This is a genomic window from uncultured Gimesia sp. (assembly GCF_963972345.1).
In the GTDB taxonomy this organism is placed as follows: Bacteria; Planctomycetota; Planctomycetia; order Planctomycetales; family Planctomycetaceae; genus Gimesia.
The window spans coordinates 52,833-71,753 of record NZ_CAXAVM010000005.1; the positions used below are offsets into that span (position 1 = coordinate 52,833).

An 18,921-nucleotide genomic window follows, 5' to 3' on the forward strand; every position below is an offset into this window, starting at 1 on the left:
GCCTGAGAGTCATTCCGCTGTTGGGGATAGCAGCGAATGGCTGGACTGTATCGAGTTTCACTAAAGTGTCTGCAGGTCACTGGGACCGTGTATTACCGTACGAGACGCAATGGTCAAAAGCGAAGCAATCCAAGAGTACAATTAAAGAGTAATTGAATGAGTCGCGAAGGGAGGTCGATCACGATGTCGGCCTCCCTTTGTTTTATTGCGCGGAGAGAGATATCACTTTCACAGTTTGAGTGAAACGGTCCAGTGACGATCGGACGTGATCTGCACGGCTGCTTCAGGCCAGTCGCAATGCTGCAGCAACGTTTTCACTTCATCCAGAGTCAAAGCAGCGTGCAGGGATGCCTGAAACATCTGTCGCTGATGGGAATTTGCATCAGCCGCATACAGTGTGACCAGTCGATCCAGTTCGGCATGCGAATCGGGCCGCAGCAGATCGCGCAGAAAGAGAAAGCCTCCCGGCTTGATGACGCGTTTGATTTCAGTAAACACAAACTGTGGTTCGGGAATGTGATGGATCAGGCTGTTAGAGATCACGCCATCAAAGCTCTGATTTTCACAGGGGAGCTGTTTGGCATCCGCGTGTTCGAGGAGAATTGTTTCACTCAAGCCGGCGCGCTGTATATTCAGCTGCGCCACCTTGAGCATTTCCGCGGCGAGATCGGTGGCAATGATCTGCAGCGGTGAAATGCGCTGACAGATTTCAATGGGAATGAGTGCGGTTCCGGTTCCCAGATCGAGCAATCGGATCGGCTGAGTGTTACCTGCGCTCGCCTGTTGCTGCTGGCAGGCAGTGAGCAGGGGAAGCAGGGACTCAGCGAACTGTCGATTGACTTCGCTGTGATCCATGGCGTCATAGTCGATGGCTTCTGCGCGGGTGTCCATGACTTCGGGTTCGAGCTGTCGGGGAATCATTGTCCATTCCTGCAGACCAACTGAGAGATTTCAGCAAGTATCAAAAAAAAGAGCCCTCACTCAATCAGGGAGGGCTCTTTTCAATTTTTCAGTCTGAACGAGGACGGGCGAAGATTACTCCCCTTCGGAAGAATTGCTGTCACCGTCCACAGAGCCGACCGCTGCCAGCTCTTCTGTTTCTGCTTCGTAGGAACCATCGAATTCGAGCTGTTTGGTATCGCCGGTTTCGACGACTTTGACGAGCACTTTATTCTTCCCTTCAAAGGCACCACGCAGCAGTTCTTCTGCCAATGGGTCTTCGATGTAGCGTTCGACAGAGCGACGCAGCGGACGTGCACCGTAGTCGAGTTCGCCACCTTCGGAACCTTTGTCGATGATGAATTCGCGAGTTTCGTCGGTCAGTTCGAGGATGACTCCCTGTTCTTTCAGACGGCTGCGGACTTTGCCCAGTTCGATATCCACGATCTGCTTGAGTTCTTCGCGGGTCAGTTTACGGAACACAACGACTTCATCGAGACGTCCCAGAAACTCAGGCTTGAACTCTTTCTGCAGGTCGTGCATCAGATTTCGCTTCATGGCATCGTAGCTGGTGTCATCGTCGGCTTTGCGGAACCCGAAGGCATCCCCGTGAGCCATTCCCTGAGCACCGGCGTTGGTGGTCATGATGAGCACAACGTTCTTGAAGTCGACCTTGCGACCGAAGCTGTCGGTCAGGTGGCCTTCTTCCATAATCTGCAGCAGCATGTTGAAGACATCGGGGTGTGCTTTTTCGATTTCGTCGAGCAGCACGACTGCGTAAGGACGACGACGAATCTTCTCGGTCAGCTGACCGCCTTCTTCGAAGCCGACGTAGCCTGGAGGGGCACCAATCAGACGACTGACGTTGTGCTTCTCCATGTATTCACTCATGTCGATCTGAATCAGAGCGGACTCATCGCCGAACATGAACTCGGCGAGTGTTTTGGCCAGCAGGGTTTTCCCGACACCGGTGGGACCGGAGAACAGGAAGGCCCCCATCGGACGCTTGGGATCTTTCAATCCACTGCGGCTGCGACGGACGGCTTTGGAGACCTGCTTGATGGCTTCGTCCTGGCTGATGACCCGCTGGTGCAGTTCATCTTCCATATTCAGCAGACGGACGGTGTCTTCGCTGGAAAGCCGGGTCAGAGGCACGCCGGTAATTTTCGCGACGACTTCTGCTACCACTTCCGCATCGACGACGCCATCGACTTCTTTGGATTTTTCACGCCATTCCTGAGTCAGCGACTCTTTGCGTTTCTTCAGTTTATCAGCCTGATCCCGCAGGTTGGCAGCTAGTTCAAAGTCCTGGTTGGCAACCGCTTCTTCTTTGGACTGGTTCAGACGTTCTGATTCTTCTTCCAGCTCTTTGAGATCGGGAGGTCGTACCATGGATTTCAGACGGATGCGGGCACCCGCTTCGTCGATGACATCGATGGCTTTGTCTGGCAGACAACGGCCGGTGATGTACCGGGAAGAGAGTTCGACTGCTTTTTCCAGAGCATCATCGGTGATCTGTACCTTGTGGTGCTCTTCATAACGTTCGCGGAGGCCACGCAGAATTTCGACCGTCTGTGAGTCGGTCGGCGGTTCTACCATGACGTTCTGGAAACGTCGTTCCAGGGCGCTATCTTTTTCAATGTACTTACGATATTCGTCGAGAGTCGTTGCACCGATACACTGCAGTTCGCCACGACTCAAAGCTGGCTTTAAGACGTTGGAGGCATCGATGGCACCTTCTGCACCGCCGGCCCCGACAAGGGTGTGTAATTCGTCGATGAACAGAATCGTGTTTTTGGCACGACGGACTTCGTTCATGACAGCTTTAATGCGTTCTTCGAACTGGCCACGGTATTTCGTGCCTGCGACCATCATCGCCAGGTCCAGAACTACGATGCGACGATCGCGGAGCAGATCGGGAACTTCGCCGTTGACGACCATCTGGGCAAAGCCTTCGACGATCGCGGTTTTACCAACGCCGGCTTCCCCTAAGAGAACCGGGTTGTTTTTCTGACGACGGCAGAGAATCTGAATGACGCGTTCGATTTCTTTGGATCGGCCGATAACCGGATCCAGTTTTTTCTGCTTGGCAAGTTCGGTCAGATCGCGACCGAAGCTGTCCAGTGCGGGTGTTTTGCTTTTGCCGGCTTTCTGGCTGCCTGTTCCGGGAGTCCGTTCGCCTGCTTCGCCACCTTCCAGGCCATGACCCAGCAGATTGAGAACTTCTTCGCGGACTTCTTCGAGTTTCAGACCCAGATTCATCAGAACCTGAGCGGCGACGCCATCCTGCTCACGGAGCAGACCCAGCAGCAGATGCTCTGTTCCCACATAGTTGTGGTTCAGATTGCGTGCCTCTTCCATGGCGTATTCGATGACTTTTTTCGCACGCGGCGTTTGAGGCAGCTTGCCCATCGTGACCATGTCCGGTCCGGACTGCACAATCTTTTCGACTTCCAGACGGATTTTTCGCAGATCCACGTCCAGATTTTTCAGCACATTGGCTGCGACACCTGAACCCTCTTTGACTAATCCCAGAAGGATATGTTCGGTCCCGATATATTCGTGATTGAACCGCTGGGCCTCCTGATTGGCCAGCTGCATCACTTTTCGAGCTCGATCTGTAAACCGCTCGTACATAACTTGTTTCTCCTCTGGCCCGTACATCCCGGGCTCTTATGGATGAACACTGTGAATCCGAGCTGAAACCAGCGGCTTCAATTCGAGATTCACTTCTCCCAACCTGTTTATGAAATTTGAATTGTCTTGTATTGTCTGCTAAAGATTAAAAACGTCACAAATGCATGTGTACATTCACTTACGGCGTTTTCATTAAATCATTGGTTACTTTGTAATTGAAAGGTTCCTAGGAATAATACGTTACTCACCAAAAAACGTCGAGGAATTTCCCAAAACTACTGAAAGAACAACTGAGGAAGTTGCTGAAATATCACAACTTACTGAAATATTATACCCATTTTACCAATCAGGATTTCACTGGTCTGCTCGAAACCGGGACAGGGAGTCTGATTCATAGTGGAAAACCGCGAAAATGACCAGCCTGCCAAAGCTTTAAAATCGATACAATCCACAAGCCCAGCATTTTCAATTCTAGTCCCCAACCCCTAATGTAGCAAGATAAGCCTTTGATCGGTTACTCTATTTAAATTAAGACTGGCGTGTCTCCAGTCGAAACCGTTCCCCTTCTCCCGACAGTTACCAGTCCAGAAGTACTACAATTCCCATGCATTATTCACTGACAGCCGGAGCACAACGGGCTTTGATTCAGGCAGAACGGATTGCCAGCGGTTCAACCGAAATGGAACCGACACTCGCTCCCCTGCTGGCAGCGCTGGCTCTGGAAGAATCGCGGGCGGCTGAAATCATGCTCGCTCATCAGATTGATCTGACACTGATACTGGAGGAATTCCAGATACAGTTGCCCGGAGATGCCGTTGCATTCTCAATCGATTCACCAGAGCAACCACTGGAAATGTCCCAGGCGCTGCAACAATACCCGGCTTTCAGAGAAGTGCTGAACCACGCAATGCAGCAGGCAAGTCGCTCGGACGTCCCTGCGGAAATCGGAAGTGAGCATCTGTTGTGGGGATTGCTGGCGACATCGGCAGAAGAATCTGCGTGGCTCCAGAGAGCAGGAGGTCTTTCCGCAGAGAAGCTCGACGACTCGATCAATGTTCTGTTTCGACAGACAGCAGAACCCATCGATGTTGATTTTGCACTGCGGAAAGCGAGCGCCACTGCCGGAGACCAGACAAATACATTGCGAACCATCGATGCCGCCGCCAATCGCCTGCGTGAAGGTTTGCGGGTCATCGAAGACTTTCTCCGCTTTTCGCTGGATGATGCCCATTTAATGAGCCTGCTGAAAACCACCCGGCATCAGTTGGCAGATGCTCTCAGGTTTATCGGCACCGACGCTCTGATTTCCAGCCGCGACACCATTAACGATGTCGGTACGTCGGTCAGCACGACCAGCGAATTCGACCGTTCTTCGCTGGAACATCTGCTGCAGGCGAATCTGAAACGGGTTCAGGAAGCAGCGCGGACACTGGAAGAATTCAGCAAGCTGATTTCGCCAGACGCGGCAGCGATCTTCAAGCAGATGCGTTATGCCAGTTATACGCTGGAGAAAACCATCTTAACCTGTATTTCCAGTCAACGCAGGCTGCAGGACAGCCGACTGTATCTGCTGGTTTCGGAAAACCTGTGTCATCATGGTGCGGGACCGGCGATACGGGAATCTCTGGCAGCAGGTGTGGACCTGGTTCAGATACGCGAGAAATCCATGACGGACCGCCAGTTACTGGAACATGGAAAACGCGTGCGGGAATGGACTCGAAAAGCGGGTGCGATGCTGATCATGAATGATCGCCCGGACCTGGCAATCGCCATTGATGCAGACGGTGTGCACGTCGGTCAGGAGGAACTGCCTGTACGGGAAGTGCGACAGATCGTGGGTCCCCGGCGACTGATCGGAGTCTCTACCCATAATATGGAACAGGCCCGCCGGGCGGTGCTGGACGGAGCAGACTATATTGGAGTCGGCCCCACATTTCCGACTTTGACCAAGAATTTCGCGAGCCATGAATACGCTGGGCTGGATTTCGTCAAACAGGTTGCCGCCGAAATCACCCTGCCCTGGTTTGCCATCGGAGGCATTCAGGCCGATAATCTGCAGCAGGTGCTGAAGGCAGGCGCCACGCGAGTCGCCCTCAGCAGTGTTATCTGCAGCCATGAGCAGCCGGGACAGATCACCCGGGAATTACTGGAACAGTTCTCTAGCTGATCCTGCTGGATCAAAAGAAAATCTGAAACGCTCTATGTCAGTTAATACTCTTCAACCTGTTTCTCTGGGCTCTTATCAACTGGAGTCCCCCCTGTATCAGGCCGCGTTAAGCGGCTACAGCGATTATCCCATGCGCGTGATCGCCGCCCGGCTTGGCGCTGCTTATACGCTGTGTGAAGTAATGATTGACCGCATGATCGTTCAATCCCGAGAAGGAAAACAGCATCCGATGATGTACTGTCATCCGGATGAGTTTCCCGTGGGCGGGCAGTTGATGGGTTCCGAGCCGGAAGAATTCGGACCGGCTGCCCTTAGAATGGTCGAAGCGGGTTTCCACGTGATCGATATCAACTTCGGTTGCCCGGTTAAAAAAGTGATGAGTCGCTGTCGGGGCGGATATCATTTAAGTCAGCCGGAAGTGGCGCTGGATATCGTCTCTCGGGTGCGGGATACCGTGCCTGCAGAAATTCCGGTCACTTTGAAAATGCGACGAGGCATTGATGACACCATTGATTCGGAAGACAATTTCTTCAAGATCTTTGACGGCGCATATGCACGGGGTCTGGCCGCGATCACCGTGCATGGGCGAACGGTACATCAGAAGTATGTCGGCCCCAGTAACTGGGAGTTTCTGAAACGGGTCAAACAACACGCGGGCGAGAAAACCGTGATTGGAAGTGGAGACCTGTTTTCGCCGCAGTCCTGTCTGGATATGTTACGGGTAACTGGTGTGGACGGTGTCTCCATTGCGCGGGGTGCGATTGGCAATCCCTGGATCTTTCAACAGACGGCAGACCTGCTGCAGGGAAAATCGATCACCCCGCCTGATGTCAGGGAACAGCGTGATGTCATCGCCGCACATTTTGGACTGGCGCGCGAGTTTTACGGTGACAAAAAAGTCTGCAACACGATGCGGAAGTTCGGCATTTTCTATTCGGAACTCCACCCGCAACATGCTGAGGTCAAGAAAGCATTTATCGCTGTCAAAACGGCTGCAGACTGGTTAACGGTACTGGACCTGTGGTATGCGGAAAATTCCCCAGGACGATTTCCGCCAGTCGAAAAACCGAATCCACTCTCTCTGGAAACCCCGACTGCCTGACCAGACTGCATGCCATTCCTCAGGTCTATTAGAACGATTCCAGCGATTATTCCGCTTGTCTGAGCACACCATGGAATCGATCTGCTGAACCTTCGAGAACAGAGGGATTTCACTCATAATTTTTTTGACTGCGGCTTTTCCTAACCTAGAGTTAGGGAAAGTATGTTTCAAAAAATCAACCAGCCGGTATTCGCGTTTCACGGCTGGATCGTGATCCTGACAGGCCCCTTGTCTCATGTCACATGAGTTAACCACAAATACAATCTGGGTACTGACCTGTACCAGTCTGGTCTTTCTGATGCAGGCTGGTTTCTGTTGCCTGGAATCCGGTCTGTCGCGATCCAAAAACAGTATCAATGTTGCCACGAAGAACATTGTCGATTTCTTTATCGGCGTTTTTATCTTCTGGCTGTTTGGCTTCGGACTGATGTTTGGTCAGTCCTACGGCGGCTGGATTGGCACTACTCAGTTCTCTTTTGAAGACAGCAGCAATGCTCACTGGCCCACCGTTGTGTTTCTGTTTCAGCTGGTATTCTGCAGTACGGCGATGACGATTTCTTCGGGAGCCGTGGCGGAACGAATGCGTTTTCGTGCCTACCTGCTGCTGGCAGTGGGAATCGGAGCATTCGCATATCCCCTGTTTGGTCACTGGGCGTGGGCCCATGATTCGGCAGGAAATCCTGCGGGCTGGCTGGGCAAACTCGGGTTTCTCGACTTTGCCGGCTCCAGTGTGGTGCACTCCGTCGGTGCCTGGGCTGCCTTGGCCGCGGTTCTGATTCTGGGTCCAAGAACGGGCCGATTCACGGGAGACTCAAACGAACAGCGGTTCTCGTCCAGCAACCTGCCGATGGCGGCTTTGGGATTTTTAATTCTCTGGTTTGGCTGGTTCGGATTTAACGGCGGCAGCACACTTGCTTTAAACGGGCAAGTACCCTCGATTATCTTAAATACAATCCTCGCCGGCATCTCAGGAGGGATCTGTGCTTTACTCTGGGAATTAATCGCCTCAAAACAGATCCGTGTGGAAAAAGTGTTTAATGGCTCCCTGGCGGGACTCGTTGCCATTACTGCTTCGTGCAATGCTGTCAACTATCCCAGTGCCATTTGCATCGGCTTTATCGCTGGTGTTGTGATGCTGGCCTCGCTCTCGCTGCTGGAAAATCGATTTAAAATCGATGATGTGGTGGGGGCGATTCCCGTGCATGGTTTTGCCGGTGTCTGGGGAACGCTGGCCGTCGCATTATTTGCTGATACCAGTTTGTTTCAGACGGGCGTTTCACGCACTTCTCAACTGGGAATCCAGGCACTGGGAGTGGGTGTCTGTTTTGTCTGGAGTTTCGGCAGCATCTGGCTGTTCATGATGCTGGTTAAGTGTTTCATGCCACTCCGTGTTACGGCGTCGGATGAAAAAATCGGATTGAATGTTGCCGAACATGGGGCTTCAACCGAATTGCACAGCCTGCTGGAAACCATGATTGCCCATGAAAAGGGAGACAACCAGTCGCGGGCGGATGTCGACAATTTTACCGAAGCAGGAATCGTCGGCTATCAATACAACCGGGTGTTGGACGCACAGGAAATTCTATTGTCCGATGTCAAAGACCGTGAAGTTCGATACCGGTCCATCATGGATAATGTCATGGATGCGATTATCACCATCGATCTGGAGGGGAAGATCGAAGAATTCAATCGGGGAGCCGAATATCTGTTTGGCTACTATAACCACGAAGCGATCGGCAAAAGCATCGATCTTCTGATCCCTCCCCTGCATCAGAAAATTCAACACGAGTACTCGAGCGGTGAATTGAATCCTCAACTGGTGCGCGCCATTGGATCGCGCCAGGAAATTGTGGCGCAGCGCAGCGATGGATCGACTTTTCCCGCGGAACTGGCCGTCAGTTCTGTTCTCCTGGCGGACCGCGAAATTTTTACCGGCATTATTCAGGATATCAGTGAGCGCAAAGATTACGAACGATCTCTAAACGAGGCACGCAAACGGGCCGAAGCTGCCAGTGAAGCCAAGAGTGAATTCCTGGCTAATATGAGTCACGAAATCCGCACTCCCATGACGGCAATTCTGGGTTTCACTGATATTCTGCTGAGGAATCTGAATAATCCGGACGATATTGAATCCGCAAATATCGTCAAACGCAACGGCGAATATCTGATCGGCGTGATTAACGATATCCTGGATCTGTCTAAAATCGAAGCCCGAAAAGTTGAACTGGAACAGGTACGCGTCAATACAATTGAAGTGATCCGCGACATCGTCGCTTTAATGCAGATTAAAGCTGATCTGAAAGGACTCGAATTAGTTGTCTCTTTTGAAAATCCGATCCCCGAATCAATCGTGACGGACCCGACCCGACTGAGACAGATACTGATTAATCTACTGGGAAATGCGATTAAATTTACCGAAACCGGATACGTGGAGCTGCGAACCAGAATCATCAACCGGGAAGACAGTTTTGCCCAGTTACAGTTTGATGTGATCGATACCGGCATCGGGATTTCTAAAACGGCACTCGCGCAGATTTATCAGCCATTCACACAGGCCGATAACTCAACGACCCGAAAATATGGCGGGACGGGGCTCGGACTGGCCATTTCCAAACGTCTCGTGGAAATGCTGGGAGGACAAATTCAAGTTTCCAGTTCGACAGGCTCGGGAAGTACTTTCACGATCTCGGTCAATACGGGATCGCTCCAGGGAGTGCAACTGCTGAACCTGGATCAAGCCTCCATTAAGAGTGCTGTGACGGGATCCAGTCAGGAAATTTCGGAGAGTGTCTGTAAAACGATTGCAGCCAGCCGCGTGCTGGTCGTCGAAGACGGTCTGGATAATCAGCGACTGATTTCGTTTCTGCTGAAAAAAGAAGGCATGGAGGTAGACCTGGCAGACAATGGTCAGCTGGGTTACGAAAAGATCATGGCTGCTCTGCAGTCGGGAGAGCCTTACGATTTTGTGCTGATGGACATGCAGATGCCCGTCATGGATGGCTATACTGCCACCAGCAAGCTGAGAGAAGAGGGTTACACCGGACCTATCATCGCTTTGACGGCTCACGCGATGAAAAATGATATGGATAAATGTCTGAAAGCCGGCTGCGATGCTTATGCGACCAAGCCGGTCGATAAGCGGAAGCTGCTGGAAACAATCGCGCGCCTCGCACCGCCGACAGGCACTACCGAGCCGACATCACTCGTGGCAAATTCTGACAGTTAAACTCACTTCAGGACCAGAACTGCCGATCCAGGGTGCGATAATTGATGGCTTCGCTGATATGGGCCGCGGTAATCTGATCGGAGTGATCCAGGTCGGCGATTGTCCGGCTGATTCGAAGTATTTTGTCATGTGCGCGGGCAGACAGTCCCATTTCTTCCATCGCCGATTTCAGCAGTCCTTCCGCGTCTGCTGCCAGCTGACTGTGTTTTCGTAACTGGCGCGGCGTCATCCGGCCATTGTGGGAAGTAGATTCATTTGCGAACCGCCGTGCCTGAATCTCGCGGGCATCCAGCACCTGTTCGCGCATGGTCGCACTGTTGGTTCCCGCTGTCTGGTTGGAAAGTTCCCGAAAAGGCACGGGAGGCACCTCAATATGAATATCAATCCGATCCAGCAGGGGTCCGCTGATCTTGGAAAGATAGCGTTCAATCTGCATCGGATTACAGGAGCACTTTCTTCGCGGATCAGACAGATAACCGCAGGGACAGGGATTCATCGCAGAAATCAACATCACGTTCGCCGGGAATGTCACACTGCCAATCGCCCGGGAGATTGTCACTTCTCCTCCCTCTAACGGCTGTCGTAAGACTTCCAGGGTCCGCCGATTGAACTCGGGCAACTCATCCAGAAACAACAGTATATTGTAGGCACTTACAGAGTATGTTATGATCCCACAAAAGGAGATTGAAGAATGGCCCTCGTATACAGCTATATTAGATTTTCAACGAAAATGCAAATGGATGGAGACAGTCTGCGCAGACAATACCAAGGGGCTGCAAACTTCATCGACAGGGGCAAACATACGCTTGCAGATCTCACATTGAGAGACATGGGTGTCAGCGCTTTCAGAGGCAAAAATAAACACAAGGGCTCACTGTCTGTTTTTCTTAAAGCAGTCAAAGAAGGCAAAGTCCCGAAGGGTTCAATTCTACTTGTTGAAAATCTCGACAGACTTTCCCGAGAGGGCATAAACGAAGCATACCGGTTATTTTCAGACATCCTCAGCGCAGGCATAAAAATCGTAACTCTGATGCCGATTGAGAGAGTCTATGATAAAGACAGCCTCACAAACATTGCGACCGTTTTAGAACCGCTGATTACATTTCACCTTGCTCATGAAGAGAGCTTGAAAAAACGAGAACGACTAAAAAGCCATTGGGATGAACGACGAAACCAGATCAACAACAAACCCCTTTCAAAACGTCGTCCTAGCTGGATTGATTGGGATGACGAAAAAGGCTTTGTTCTCAATAAAGATAAAGCCAAAGCAATTCAGTATATCTTTCAACGTTGCATTGATGGCATCGGTCAAAAACAGATTCTCACTGAGGTTGCTGATAAATTCGATCCGATGGGAACAAGTGGGGCATGGACAGGATCATTTGTCAGTAAGGTTCTTACTGATCCAACAACTTTCGGGCAACTCCAATTGCATGAGGTTACATAGGATGGCGATAGAGTCCCCACAGGGAATCCAATTGACAACTATTACCCTGCTGCGATTGATGAAGGAACTTATCAAAGAGCAAGGCTTGCATCAAAACGCCGTTTCAATTTCAAGCCAGGCAGGCAGACAGAATTTGTGAATTTGCTTTCTGGATTAGTTTTCAATGCACGGGATAAATCTGTGATGCACATTCAAACTTCGAGAGCTTACAAGAGCAAGACTGGAAAGAAAAAAGAAATTCCACACACACAAAGACGGCTTGTCAGCTATGCTTCGCTCAGAAAGATGCAAGATGCTTGCAAGAAAAGTTTCTTGGTTGACCATGTTGAACGATATGCACTGACCACATTACAAAGCGTGAAAGTATCTGATCTGAAACCAGATAACAAAACAGTCGAAATTGAGAAAGCAAAAGCAGAACTTGAGACTATTGAAGCCAGACTTGACGAATTAGCCCAGGCATTGACTGATGTAAGCAATCCATTACCGCAAATTATTGAGGCAATGAATGAGTTGCAGAAAAAACAGAAGAAACTCAAAGAAGCTCTGCATGAAAATATCTATACCGAGCCAGTTTCTGACCTGCTGACTCAGGTCGGCAAAAATTCAATCTTTGCCGATGATAATGACAAGAGAAAAAAACTCAGAGGAATCATCCATCAGCTTGTTGAGAGAGTTGATTTGCTGTTATGGGAAATCAACCCCAGGCGGGTAGGATGTTATATTCAGGTGACCCTGAAAAATGGCGGTATCCACACAGCCATATTGACAACCACAAATAACCTGCCCTATGTGACAGACATCAATATTGCAACTGCAAAGAAGACACCATTGAATAAACTGGTCAAGGATATTGAGAAGTGGCGGAAGAAGTTTGAATGAGATACAAAGACAACAAAGGAATGTTGTATCTCTCAATTATACTTACGGACCATCCCCTACCCACACAAACCTAAGTGTATCTTAGCCCTCTCCTGGTGTTTCCTAGTCTGACGAAAAGTCATCAGTCTTACTGAGGTTCCCCTGAGATTGATTTGGTACGGTATAGTTAATGGCACCAAGTCATACTATAGAGAGTTTGCCTTCACCTTGGTAACCCCATACCGACCAACTCTGCCATTAGTACGGTATCTCTATTAGTAGCTTGTCGCTCATATCTGTCATTTACATCAGATTGTCAGAATTCATCGGGCTGCGATACATCATCGAATCATGAGGGTTTGCAGATGACTGACAAGCAAGTCATGTATTCTGCCAGATACGACAGAAACCCAATTTCTTGCCTCTGACTTTTAAACCTTGTCGCACAATATAGCACTCTACAACCCCTAAAAAAAGGTGTTTTGAAAAATCTTGTAGCGATCAATGTCGGCATTCCTTTTGTTTTTGATTTGATGTATTTTCATCTCACGCCCCTGAAAAAACAATCAATGAAAAAGTAATATAACAATGAGACAATCAGACAGGAAAATGCTAGGCGTAATTGGCTGGGAATATAAGCATGATGGATGGTCGCAGATGACAACTGACCCTTGTTTCTCTGATCCAGATGCCACACTCAATCAACTCAAGAGCGCCATTGAAGGTGCTGGGATGCATGAGGGCTATGAGAATGATCATGGTTTTGCGCTCTATCAATATCAGGCCATCAAATACAGGCCCAGACTGGTCAGAGCAGTGAGAGTGATGATCAAGGCGTATGTCTTCGAGGATGGGGTATGGCATGAGAAAGATTACTACCCCCTGAGGAATGCTGATGAAATCACAGATGTCAGTTTCTATCAGCAAGATAAAAAAGAAACTGCAAAGCAACTTTCATAATGGACCTATAAAAGTGACAACAAAGAAAGAAATCTAACAAGAACTAGACCAGATCATCAGCAAGCTCTCTATAGCTGATCAGATGAGACACAGAGAGCTTGTAAGCCAACTTGTGAGTTACACGATGCCAAGCTGATTATGACGCTGGCCACTTACAAGGCTATGCTGAGGGCTTGCAGGATGTCGAAGAGATAGGTCATGTGATGGCCAGTAATCTATTGGCTGTAATCATTGATTGATTGCTTTGTTGTTGTTTGCCCATCACCTTTCAGGTGATGGGCTTTTCTTTTAAATCTACTAATCAACTGCTTTTCGGGCAGTACAATGAGCAAAGCTGATAACCTGAATTTGAAATCACTGTAGACTGCTACAGTGATTGAAGATTGCTATTGTGCTGAGCATTTAATCGGCATTTTTTTAGTTTTTGATTGAGGGTAAAATGCTCATCTCAGCGATGGACTGAGAAAACAACAACAAAACAAAAGGAGTGATGAAATGACGGTACAAGAATTAAGCCCTGAGCAAGAGAATGCATTGGCAATGGACTTAGCTGATGCAACTGAGGCAGTCGAAAAATTGAGAGAAAAATTGCCTGAGAATTTTCAAAATGAATTTGATGCGGTTGTCTCACATCTGGTCAGAGCCAGTAATGAGATAGTTTTATATGACGGGCAATGTGAGGGATGGATTGCAGGATATAACGCCCGATCATAATCACAGATCATCGATACCCCGCCTATGAAATGGGCGGGGTTTTTCAAACAACAACACAAAAAGGAATTATAATTATGAATCGACCACAGAGAGTACAGGACTATATTGATTCGATTAGCGGGATAGAGGATTTGGCTAATCGAATAGCATTCAGCAGCACGGGAGTAAATGTCGTCACACAAGAGGTGAATACACTCCTGAAAAATCAACATCCGAAGACGCCATCCGATCTGGAGCAGTACATCAGTGAGATGCTTGATGCGCCTGACGCTAATGACTGGTTCTCCGGCTACCTGCCAAGTTCACATTTAATAATTATTGAGGAATGGATCGAGTCAATGCCGGAATTTACGACGGAGGAGTACCCTGGCTGCAATGGCTCGGAAATTGTCGTCAGATCCAGAGAGACTGGCGAAATAGTCTACCTGCTGACGTACTGGGATTGTGATACCACAATTCATGATGAGGGTGAAATGGATTGGGAGGAAAGAATAGCTGAGTATGAGGATCAACAATAACAAAAAGGAGTGAAGAAATGAAAACCCCAAGATTCAAAGAGACAATAGAAGATGCCATCAGAAGGATTATTTTCAATCAATCAAACTGGTCGGCGACAACAAAACTCAGAGAGTATAAGCAGCCTCATTGTGAGGGTGGTGATCGATATGACATCTATGATGAGGCTGGGAGAGAGGTAGAGGCTAAAATTGTCAGGATTGATGACAAGTGGTACAACGTTGATGAGGACTATACCTACACTGAAATTAACACTGATGATTACATAACGCCAAAAATACGCCAAGAAATAGAAGTTGAAAAACTGAAACAGCAGATTGACCACATCGTCAAGGATGTATCAATTGAGGATCAAGCAAAACTGAAGGACATCATGCACAAGCTAAGTGTAATCGATTACGAGCGTGGCTATGCTGATGGTCACACAGATGGCGGTGTCGATCATGGTTATGATAATGGCTATGATGATGGCAGAAAAGAAGGATATGCTGCTGGTCTATATCATGGCAAAATGGAAATAGAGGAAGAAGAAGAAGCAACAGCGTAGTAACTTTGATCATCGATACCCCGCCCATGAAATGGGCGGGGTTTATTCAAACAAACAACAAAACAAAAGGAAGAATGAAATGGAAACAAAACAAGAAATCAAAACGGTAGATGAGGTGATAGGTGAAATCATCTACCGTGAGTATGCTCCAGAGGATGGCGAGGAGCTAGAGATCGGGGGGCGATCAGTACGATGTCGAGTCGGTAAGATTATCTACTGGGAGGGTGACCCAGAGGATGGCAAGGAGCGAGTCAATGAGATCGGTACATTTTTTGAGATCGAGGACGATCCCGATGAGGATTACGACGAGATCCAATATGTAACCATCGTACATGCGGCATATCCAAACTGTGAGACGGATTGGCATCACTGCTATAACGATCGTGGAGAGATCGATTGCTCGATCGATGTGGATGAGGCCATCAGCTACATGGCAAAATATCTAGGCGATGACATAGAGACCATCGAGGACGTAAAAAAGAATTTCGTCAGCACAAAAATCGAGTCAGTAGAAGATACCATCAGGAGGATCATACTCCCTGAGATCGAGCCTGAGACAACAAACCACAGGGAGTATAGACAGCAACAGTATTGCGAGGATGGTGATTTGTATGATATCTATGATGAGTATGGCGAGGAGGTAGAGGCAAAAATCATCTATCATGAGCATGATGGTAATGAGGGAGCTTGTTATTGTGGTGATCCGAATGACGATCTAGGACACTGGTATAGTGTCGATGATGATGGATGCTGGGATGAGATCAATATCGATGATCTCTTAACGACAGATTGACCACATCGTCAAGGGAAGTAACTTTGATCATCGATACCCCGCCAACTTTGTTAGCGGGGTTTTTTCATGCGCAGTTAAAACTTCTTCCCCCGAGTGAAATTCCATCCCCAGACATAACTAATCCCATGCCCAAAACACAAACAGAAAATAAACCACCTGATAACAATGGCAACAACTGTTGCTGCTGCTTTCCTGATGATGACCCTGAAGAGTTGGGGGATCAGATTGCACATCTAACATTGAGAGAGGCAGTTGAGTTGATCAAGTATCTTGACCATTTCCTGCCCAGATAATCGTTGTAGCTTTGCATCTGTTCGCACCCCACTTCTGGGGGATCGATATTCAATTTAGCGTAACTGCCAAAATCATACATCACTATGATATACTCAGCATATCGATCTCGATGCATAGGGGCTTTTGTTTAGAAATCAATTATCCCCTCCACGAAGACTCTCGGAGATTATGATAGTTACTTCCGCCTCGTTGGCGATTTACTGCGGACGATGCACATTTTGCTGATAAGAACATATTATTGTACAATAGAAGCTTGACCTTGCCAGGAGTAACTGTGATGGGGCGCCGCAGAACCAAGCCACTCTATCTGATCGTCGAAGCGGAAATCCTTGCATCGGTAGGTGAGGATCGGAAGCTAGATCCTGAAGGTGATTCTGATAACAATCTGCTGGATGAGCTTCAGTGTCCACTATTTGATGAAGTTTTGATTGCCTTACGGAAATCGTTCTCGCTTACATTTCCAAGAAATCCATTTATCGATGGCCTGCTGGAAGCGTTGCTGGAAATACGTCGGATTTGTATTGAGGCACTAAGAACAATACCTGAAGTCCTTGAAGAACTGAATTTGAAGCCCGTTCCCCCACCCAGTGAAGTCGGCCCCAACACGAAGGCGTATGTATTTCAATACACACTGGCTCGTTTTGACGACCTGCAATTGAAGGTGAAGTACAATGGTAAGACACAAAAACTCGTAAATCTGATTGAGCAACGGCCTGCGGATGAAGTGATTCGGGCGCTTCGTGATACAGTCTCATACACTTTCGAAGAGATGTACAACGAAGAACAGCATGAGGAGGCGCTTCGCCAAATAAGAATGCGCATTGGGAAAGTCTTGCCTCCTCTCAACGAACTTTTGGTATCGATTGAGATCGAGCCTATAGCTGACACAACTCTGATTGAATCAGCAGACCGAGTCCATGATGACTATCAGGGGAACTGATATTTTACTTTCGCCTGGTCGGCGATTCGCCCAGTCTAGCCAGGAGCGGCACTAGCATCAAAAGTGTCTCACGATCAGCAGATTTCATCAGATCATCGAAAAGATCCTTAGCCCGTTTTTTCAATGTCGCCTCAGTATCAGGGGATTTCTCGGTGGGTAACAGATCGTGAACCGTTGTTCCAAGTGCATCGGCAAGTCGTTGAACGAGGTCTATTCCAGGCGAAGCGCCACCGACTTCCAGCCTACCCACATATGACGCCGTCAGACGAGCTTCCTGAGCGAGTTTTGCCTGCGTCAGGCCCCGACTTCGCCGCAATTCACGCAGACGTATACCGAATCGGTTCACGATTTCTGCATGCTGAATTTGAATTTTCTTTTTTCCCATGCGCACCTCCATTGTTCATTCGTCTGAACTTGGAGACGCAAAACACATCTAATAATAGTTGCTAATAACCATTATAGTTTGTATACTAGTAAACTCGTTGTGAGGCATTCCGTCTCTGTCTTGGCAATCGGCTTAAAAGCTTTTGCTACCGATCTTCTTCAAACCACAATGGAGATATGAAATGTCACAGAACTTCCTACTATGGCTTTCACCTCTAATTTTCGTTTCTCTTTTTGCAACAGAAGTTGATACTTGTTTCGCCGCTGAAATCGAGGCCGATGTGATTTCAGTCGATTCGGAAGCGGGAAAGATTACCGTCAACTACAAAGCGGCTTTGGGAAAGACGACAACAACACTAGACCTCAGTAAGAAAGCCACGGTCGAAGTCAACGGTCAAGCAGCCTCGCTTGACAAGCTGAAGCCTGGTCACAAGGTTGTTCTCGATTACAACGAGGATTTAGCGGTGATTACTGAGATTCGGGCTTCGGGTACTCCGAAAGTTCCCGAGTTCGTCGGCGTCCAAGAGATCAATGGTTTGTACGGGTCTCCCACGGCAGATGGGAAGCACATCGTCTACGAAGTCTATGGTGTCCCGAATTCTAACGGAGCAATCCTTTTCACATCGCAACGGAAAGATTCCGAGAGCTACTTTCAACAACATCAACGATTATTTCCTGGTCGCCACCCGGCCATTTCTGGTAATGGTTTGGAACTGATGTTTCTGGCAAAGTCTCACCCATCCGCATCGGAACCGACCCTTCATTCCACAAGTCGAGAGTCACTTGATCAGCCATTTCGGCGAGCGACCGAAGTGCGAGAACTGAAAACATTCAGAAACCCAAAGTCGCCATATCTCACGTCCGATGGGTTGACACTCTGCTTTCGCAGTACAGGAAATAACGCCCAACTCGTGGTCACAACTCGGGAAAATCGCAATTCTCCCTGGGGCTCACCACGTCCTCTTGTTGCAAAATCAGTGGAAACCAAATTACAGGGATTCCTAACATGGTCCTGGCTGTCAGAAGATGGACTGATATTGGTCTGTTCTGTTGAGGGAAATCCAAAGTATAAGAAGAATTTATTGGTTTTGAAACGAACTGATAATAAAACACCATTCGTTGATTATAAATTCATTGACACTGAAAATGTCCCGAATCAAGTGCGCTGCCCTCGCTATCTTCTTGGGACAAAAGAGTTATTCATCACCGGTCATCCAAAAGTGGAACCGATCTTTCAAATTGGTGTGATCAAGAACTTCACCTTGCCGTAACGGGATGCTGTGACAGAAAAAGTTGGCGACATCAATCGGCTTTTCTTCGAATTCTGTCATCAGTGGCCTTGTGCCTTGGTGAGTGAATTTTTCATCAGATGCTGAGGCTAACCAACCCTTGAT

The 18,921-nt window shown here is 48.6% G+C and carries 16 protein-coding genes; 12 read left to right on the forward strand and 4 right to left on the reverse strand.

All coding sequences use genetic code 11. The features are described from left to right. Positions 1-228: 228 nt before the first annotated feature. Both AACZ40_RS01515 and AACZ40_RS01520 read right to left on the reverse strand, forming a co-directional pair. On the reverse strand, positions 229-921 hold the full coding sequence (locus AACZ40_RS01515) for a class I SAM-dependent methyltransferase (protein WP_291167911.1): 693 nt from the start codon (positions 919-921) through the stop codon (positions 229-231). Between the two features lie 114 nt (positions 922-1,035). Continuing rightward, entirely contained in the window at positions 1,036-3,576 is a 2,541-nt protein-coding gene (locus AACZ40_RS01520; protein WP_339672903.1) for an ATP-dependent Clp protease ATP-binding subunit, read from the reverse strand. 604 nt (positions 3,577-4,180) lie between these two features. Between AACZ40_RS01520 and AACZ40_RS01525 the strand changes: the two genes are divergently transcribed. The 3 genes from AACZ40_RS01525 (at position 4,181) to amt (ending at position 10,071) form a co-directional block, all read left to right on the forward strand. Continuing rightward, on the forward strand, positions 4,181-5,743 hold the full coding sequence (locus tag AACZ40_RS01525) for a thiamine phosphate synthase (protein WP_291167907.1): 1,563 nt from the start codon (positions 4,181-4,183) through the stop codon (positions 5,741-5,743). Between the two features lie 34 nt (positions 5,744-5,777). Then, positions 5,778-6,845, forward strand: a complete 1,068-nt coding sequence (locus AACZ40_RS01530; protein ID WP_291167905.1) for a tRNA-dihydrouridine synthase — start codon at positions 5,778-5,780, stop codon at positions 6,843-6,845. 235 nt (positions 6,846-7,080) lie between these two features. Continuing rightward, positions 7,081-10,071 carry an ammonium transporter gene (amt, locus tag AACZ40_RS01535; protein WP_291167903.1) on the forward strand — a complete coding sequence of 997 codons (2,991 nt, stop codon included), beginning with the start codon at positions 7,081-7,083 and terminating at the stop codon, positions 10,069-10,071. A gap of 7 nt (positions 10,072-10,078) precedes the next feature. Here amt and AACZ40_RS01540 read toward each other — a convergent pair whose 3' ends face one another. Next, positions 10,079-10,783 (reverse strand): ATP-binding protein, encoded by a 705-nt coding sequence (locus AACZ40_RS01540; RefSeq protein WP_339672935.1) that lies wholly within the window; start codon positions 10,781-10,783, stop codon positions 10,079-10,081. Between AACZ40_RS01540 and AACZ40_RS01545 the strand changes: the two genes are divergently transcribed. The 8 genes from AACZ40_RS01545 (at position 10,763) to AACZ40_RS01580 (ending at position 17,143) form a co-directional block, all read left to right on the forward strand. Beyond that, complete coding sequence (locus tag AACZ40_RS01545; RefSeq protein WP_339672909.1) at positions 10,763-11,518, forward strand: recombinase family protein; 756 nt, start codon at positions 10,763-10,765, stop codon at positions 11,516-11,518. The two genes, AACZ40_RS01540 and AACZ40_RS01545, sit on opposite strands and share 21 nt — an antisense overlap. Positions 11,519-11,653: 135 nt before the next feature. Continuing rightward, entirely contained in the window at positions 11,654-12,400 is a 747-nt protein-coding gene (locus tag AACZ40_RS01550) for a hypothetical protein (RefSeq protein WP_339672912.1), read from the forward strand. A gap of 567 nt (positions 12,401-12,967) precedes the next feature. Continuing rightward, positions 12,968-13,339 carry a hypothetical protein gene (locus tag AACZ40_RS01555; RefSeq protein ID WP_339672915.1) on the forward strand — a complete coding sequence of 124 codons (372 nt, stop codon included), beginning with the start codon at positions 12,968-12,970 and terminating at the stop codon, positions 13,337-13,339. Between the two features lie 495 nt (positions 13,340-13,834). Beyond that, entirely contained in the window at positions 13,835-14,053 is a 219-nt protein-coding gene (locus AACZ40_RS01560) for a hypothetical protein (RefSeq protein ID WP_291167898.1), read from the forward strand. Positions 14,054-14,127: 74 nt separating this feature from the next. Next, a complete protein-coding gene (locus AACZ40_RS01565; protein WP_291167896.1) occupies positions 14,128-14,571 on the forward strand; it encodes a hypothetical protein in 444 nt (147 codons plus the stop codon). A gap of 17 nt (positions 14,572-14,588) precedes the next feature. Next, on the forward strand, positions 14,589-15,116 hold the full coding sequence (locus tag AACZ40_RS01570; protein WP_291167894.1) for a hypothetical protein: 528 nt from the start codon (positions 14,589-14,591) through the stop codon (positions 15,114-15,116). A gap of 79 nt (positions 15,117-15,195) precedes the next feature. After that, positions 15,196-15,909: a hypothetical protein gene (locus AACZ40_RS01575; RefSeq protein ID WP_291167893.1), complete on the forward strand. Its 714-nt coding sequence runs from the start codon at positions 15,196-15,198 to the stop codon at positions 15,907-15,909. 571 nt (positions 15,910-16,480) lie between these two features. After that, positions 16,481-17,143 carry a hypothetical protein gene (locus AACZ40_RS01580; RefSeq protein ID WP_291167890.1) on the forward strand — a complete coding sequence of 221 codons (663 nt, stop codon included), beginning with the start codon at positions 16,481-16,483 and terminating at the stop codon, positions 17,141-17,143. A 4-nt stretch (positions 17,144-17,147) separates the two neighbouring features. Here the strand turns inward: AACZ40_RS01580 and AACZ40_RS01585 are convergent, their stop codons facing one another. Beyond that, complete coding sequence (locus tag AACZ40_RS01585) at positions 17,148-17,528, reverse strand: helix-turn-helix transcriptional regulator (RefSeq protein WP_291167887.1); 381 nt, start codon at positions 17,526-17,528, stop codon at positions 17,148-17,150. Between the two features lie 181 nt (positions 17,529-17,709). Between AACZ40_RS01585 and AACZ40_RS01590 the strand changes: the two genes are divergently transcribed. Further along, positions 17,710-18,798: a hypothetical protein gene (locus AACZ40_RS01590; protein ID WP_291167885.1), complete on the forward strand. Its 1,089-nt coding sequence runs from the start codon at positions 17,710-17,712 to the stop codon at positions 18,796-18,798. Positions 18,799-18,921: the final 123 nt, after the last annotated feature.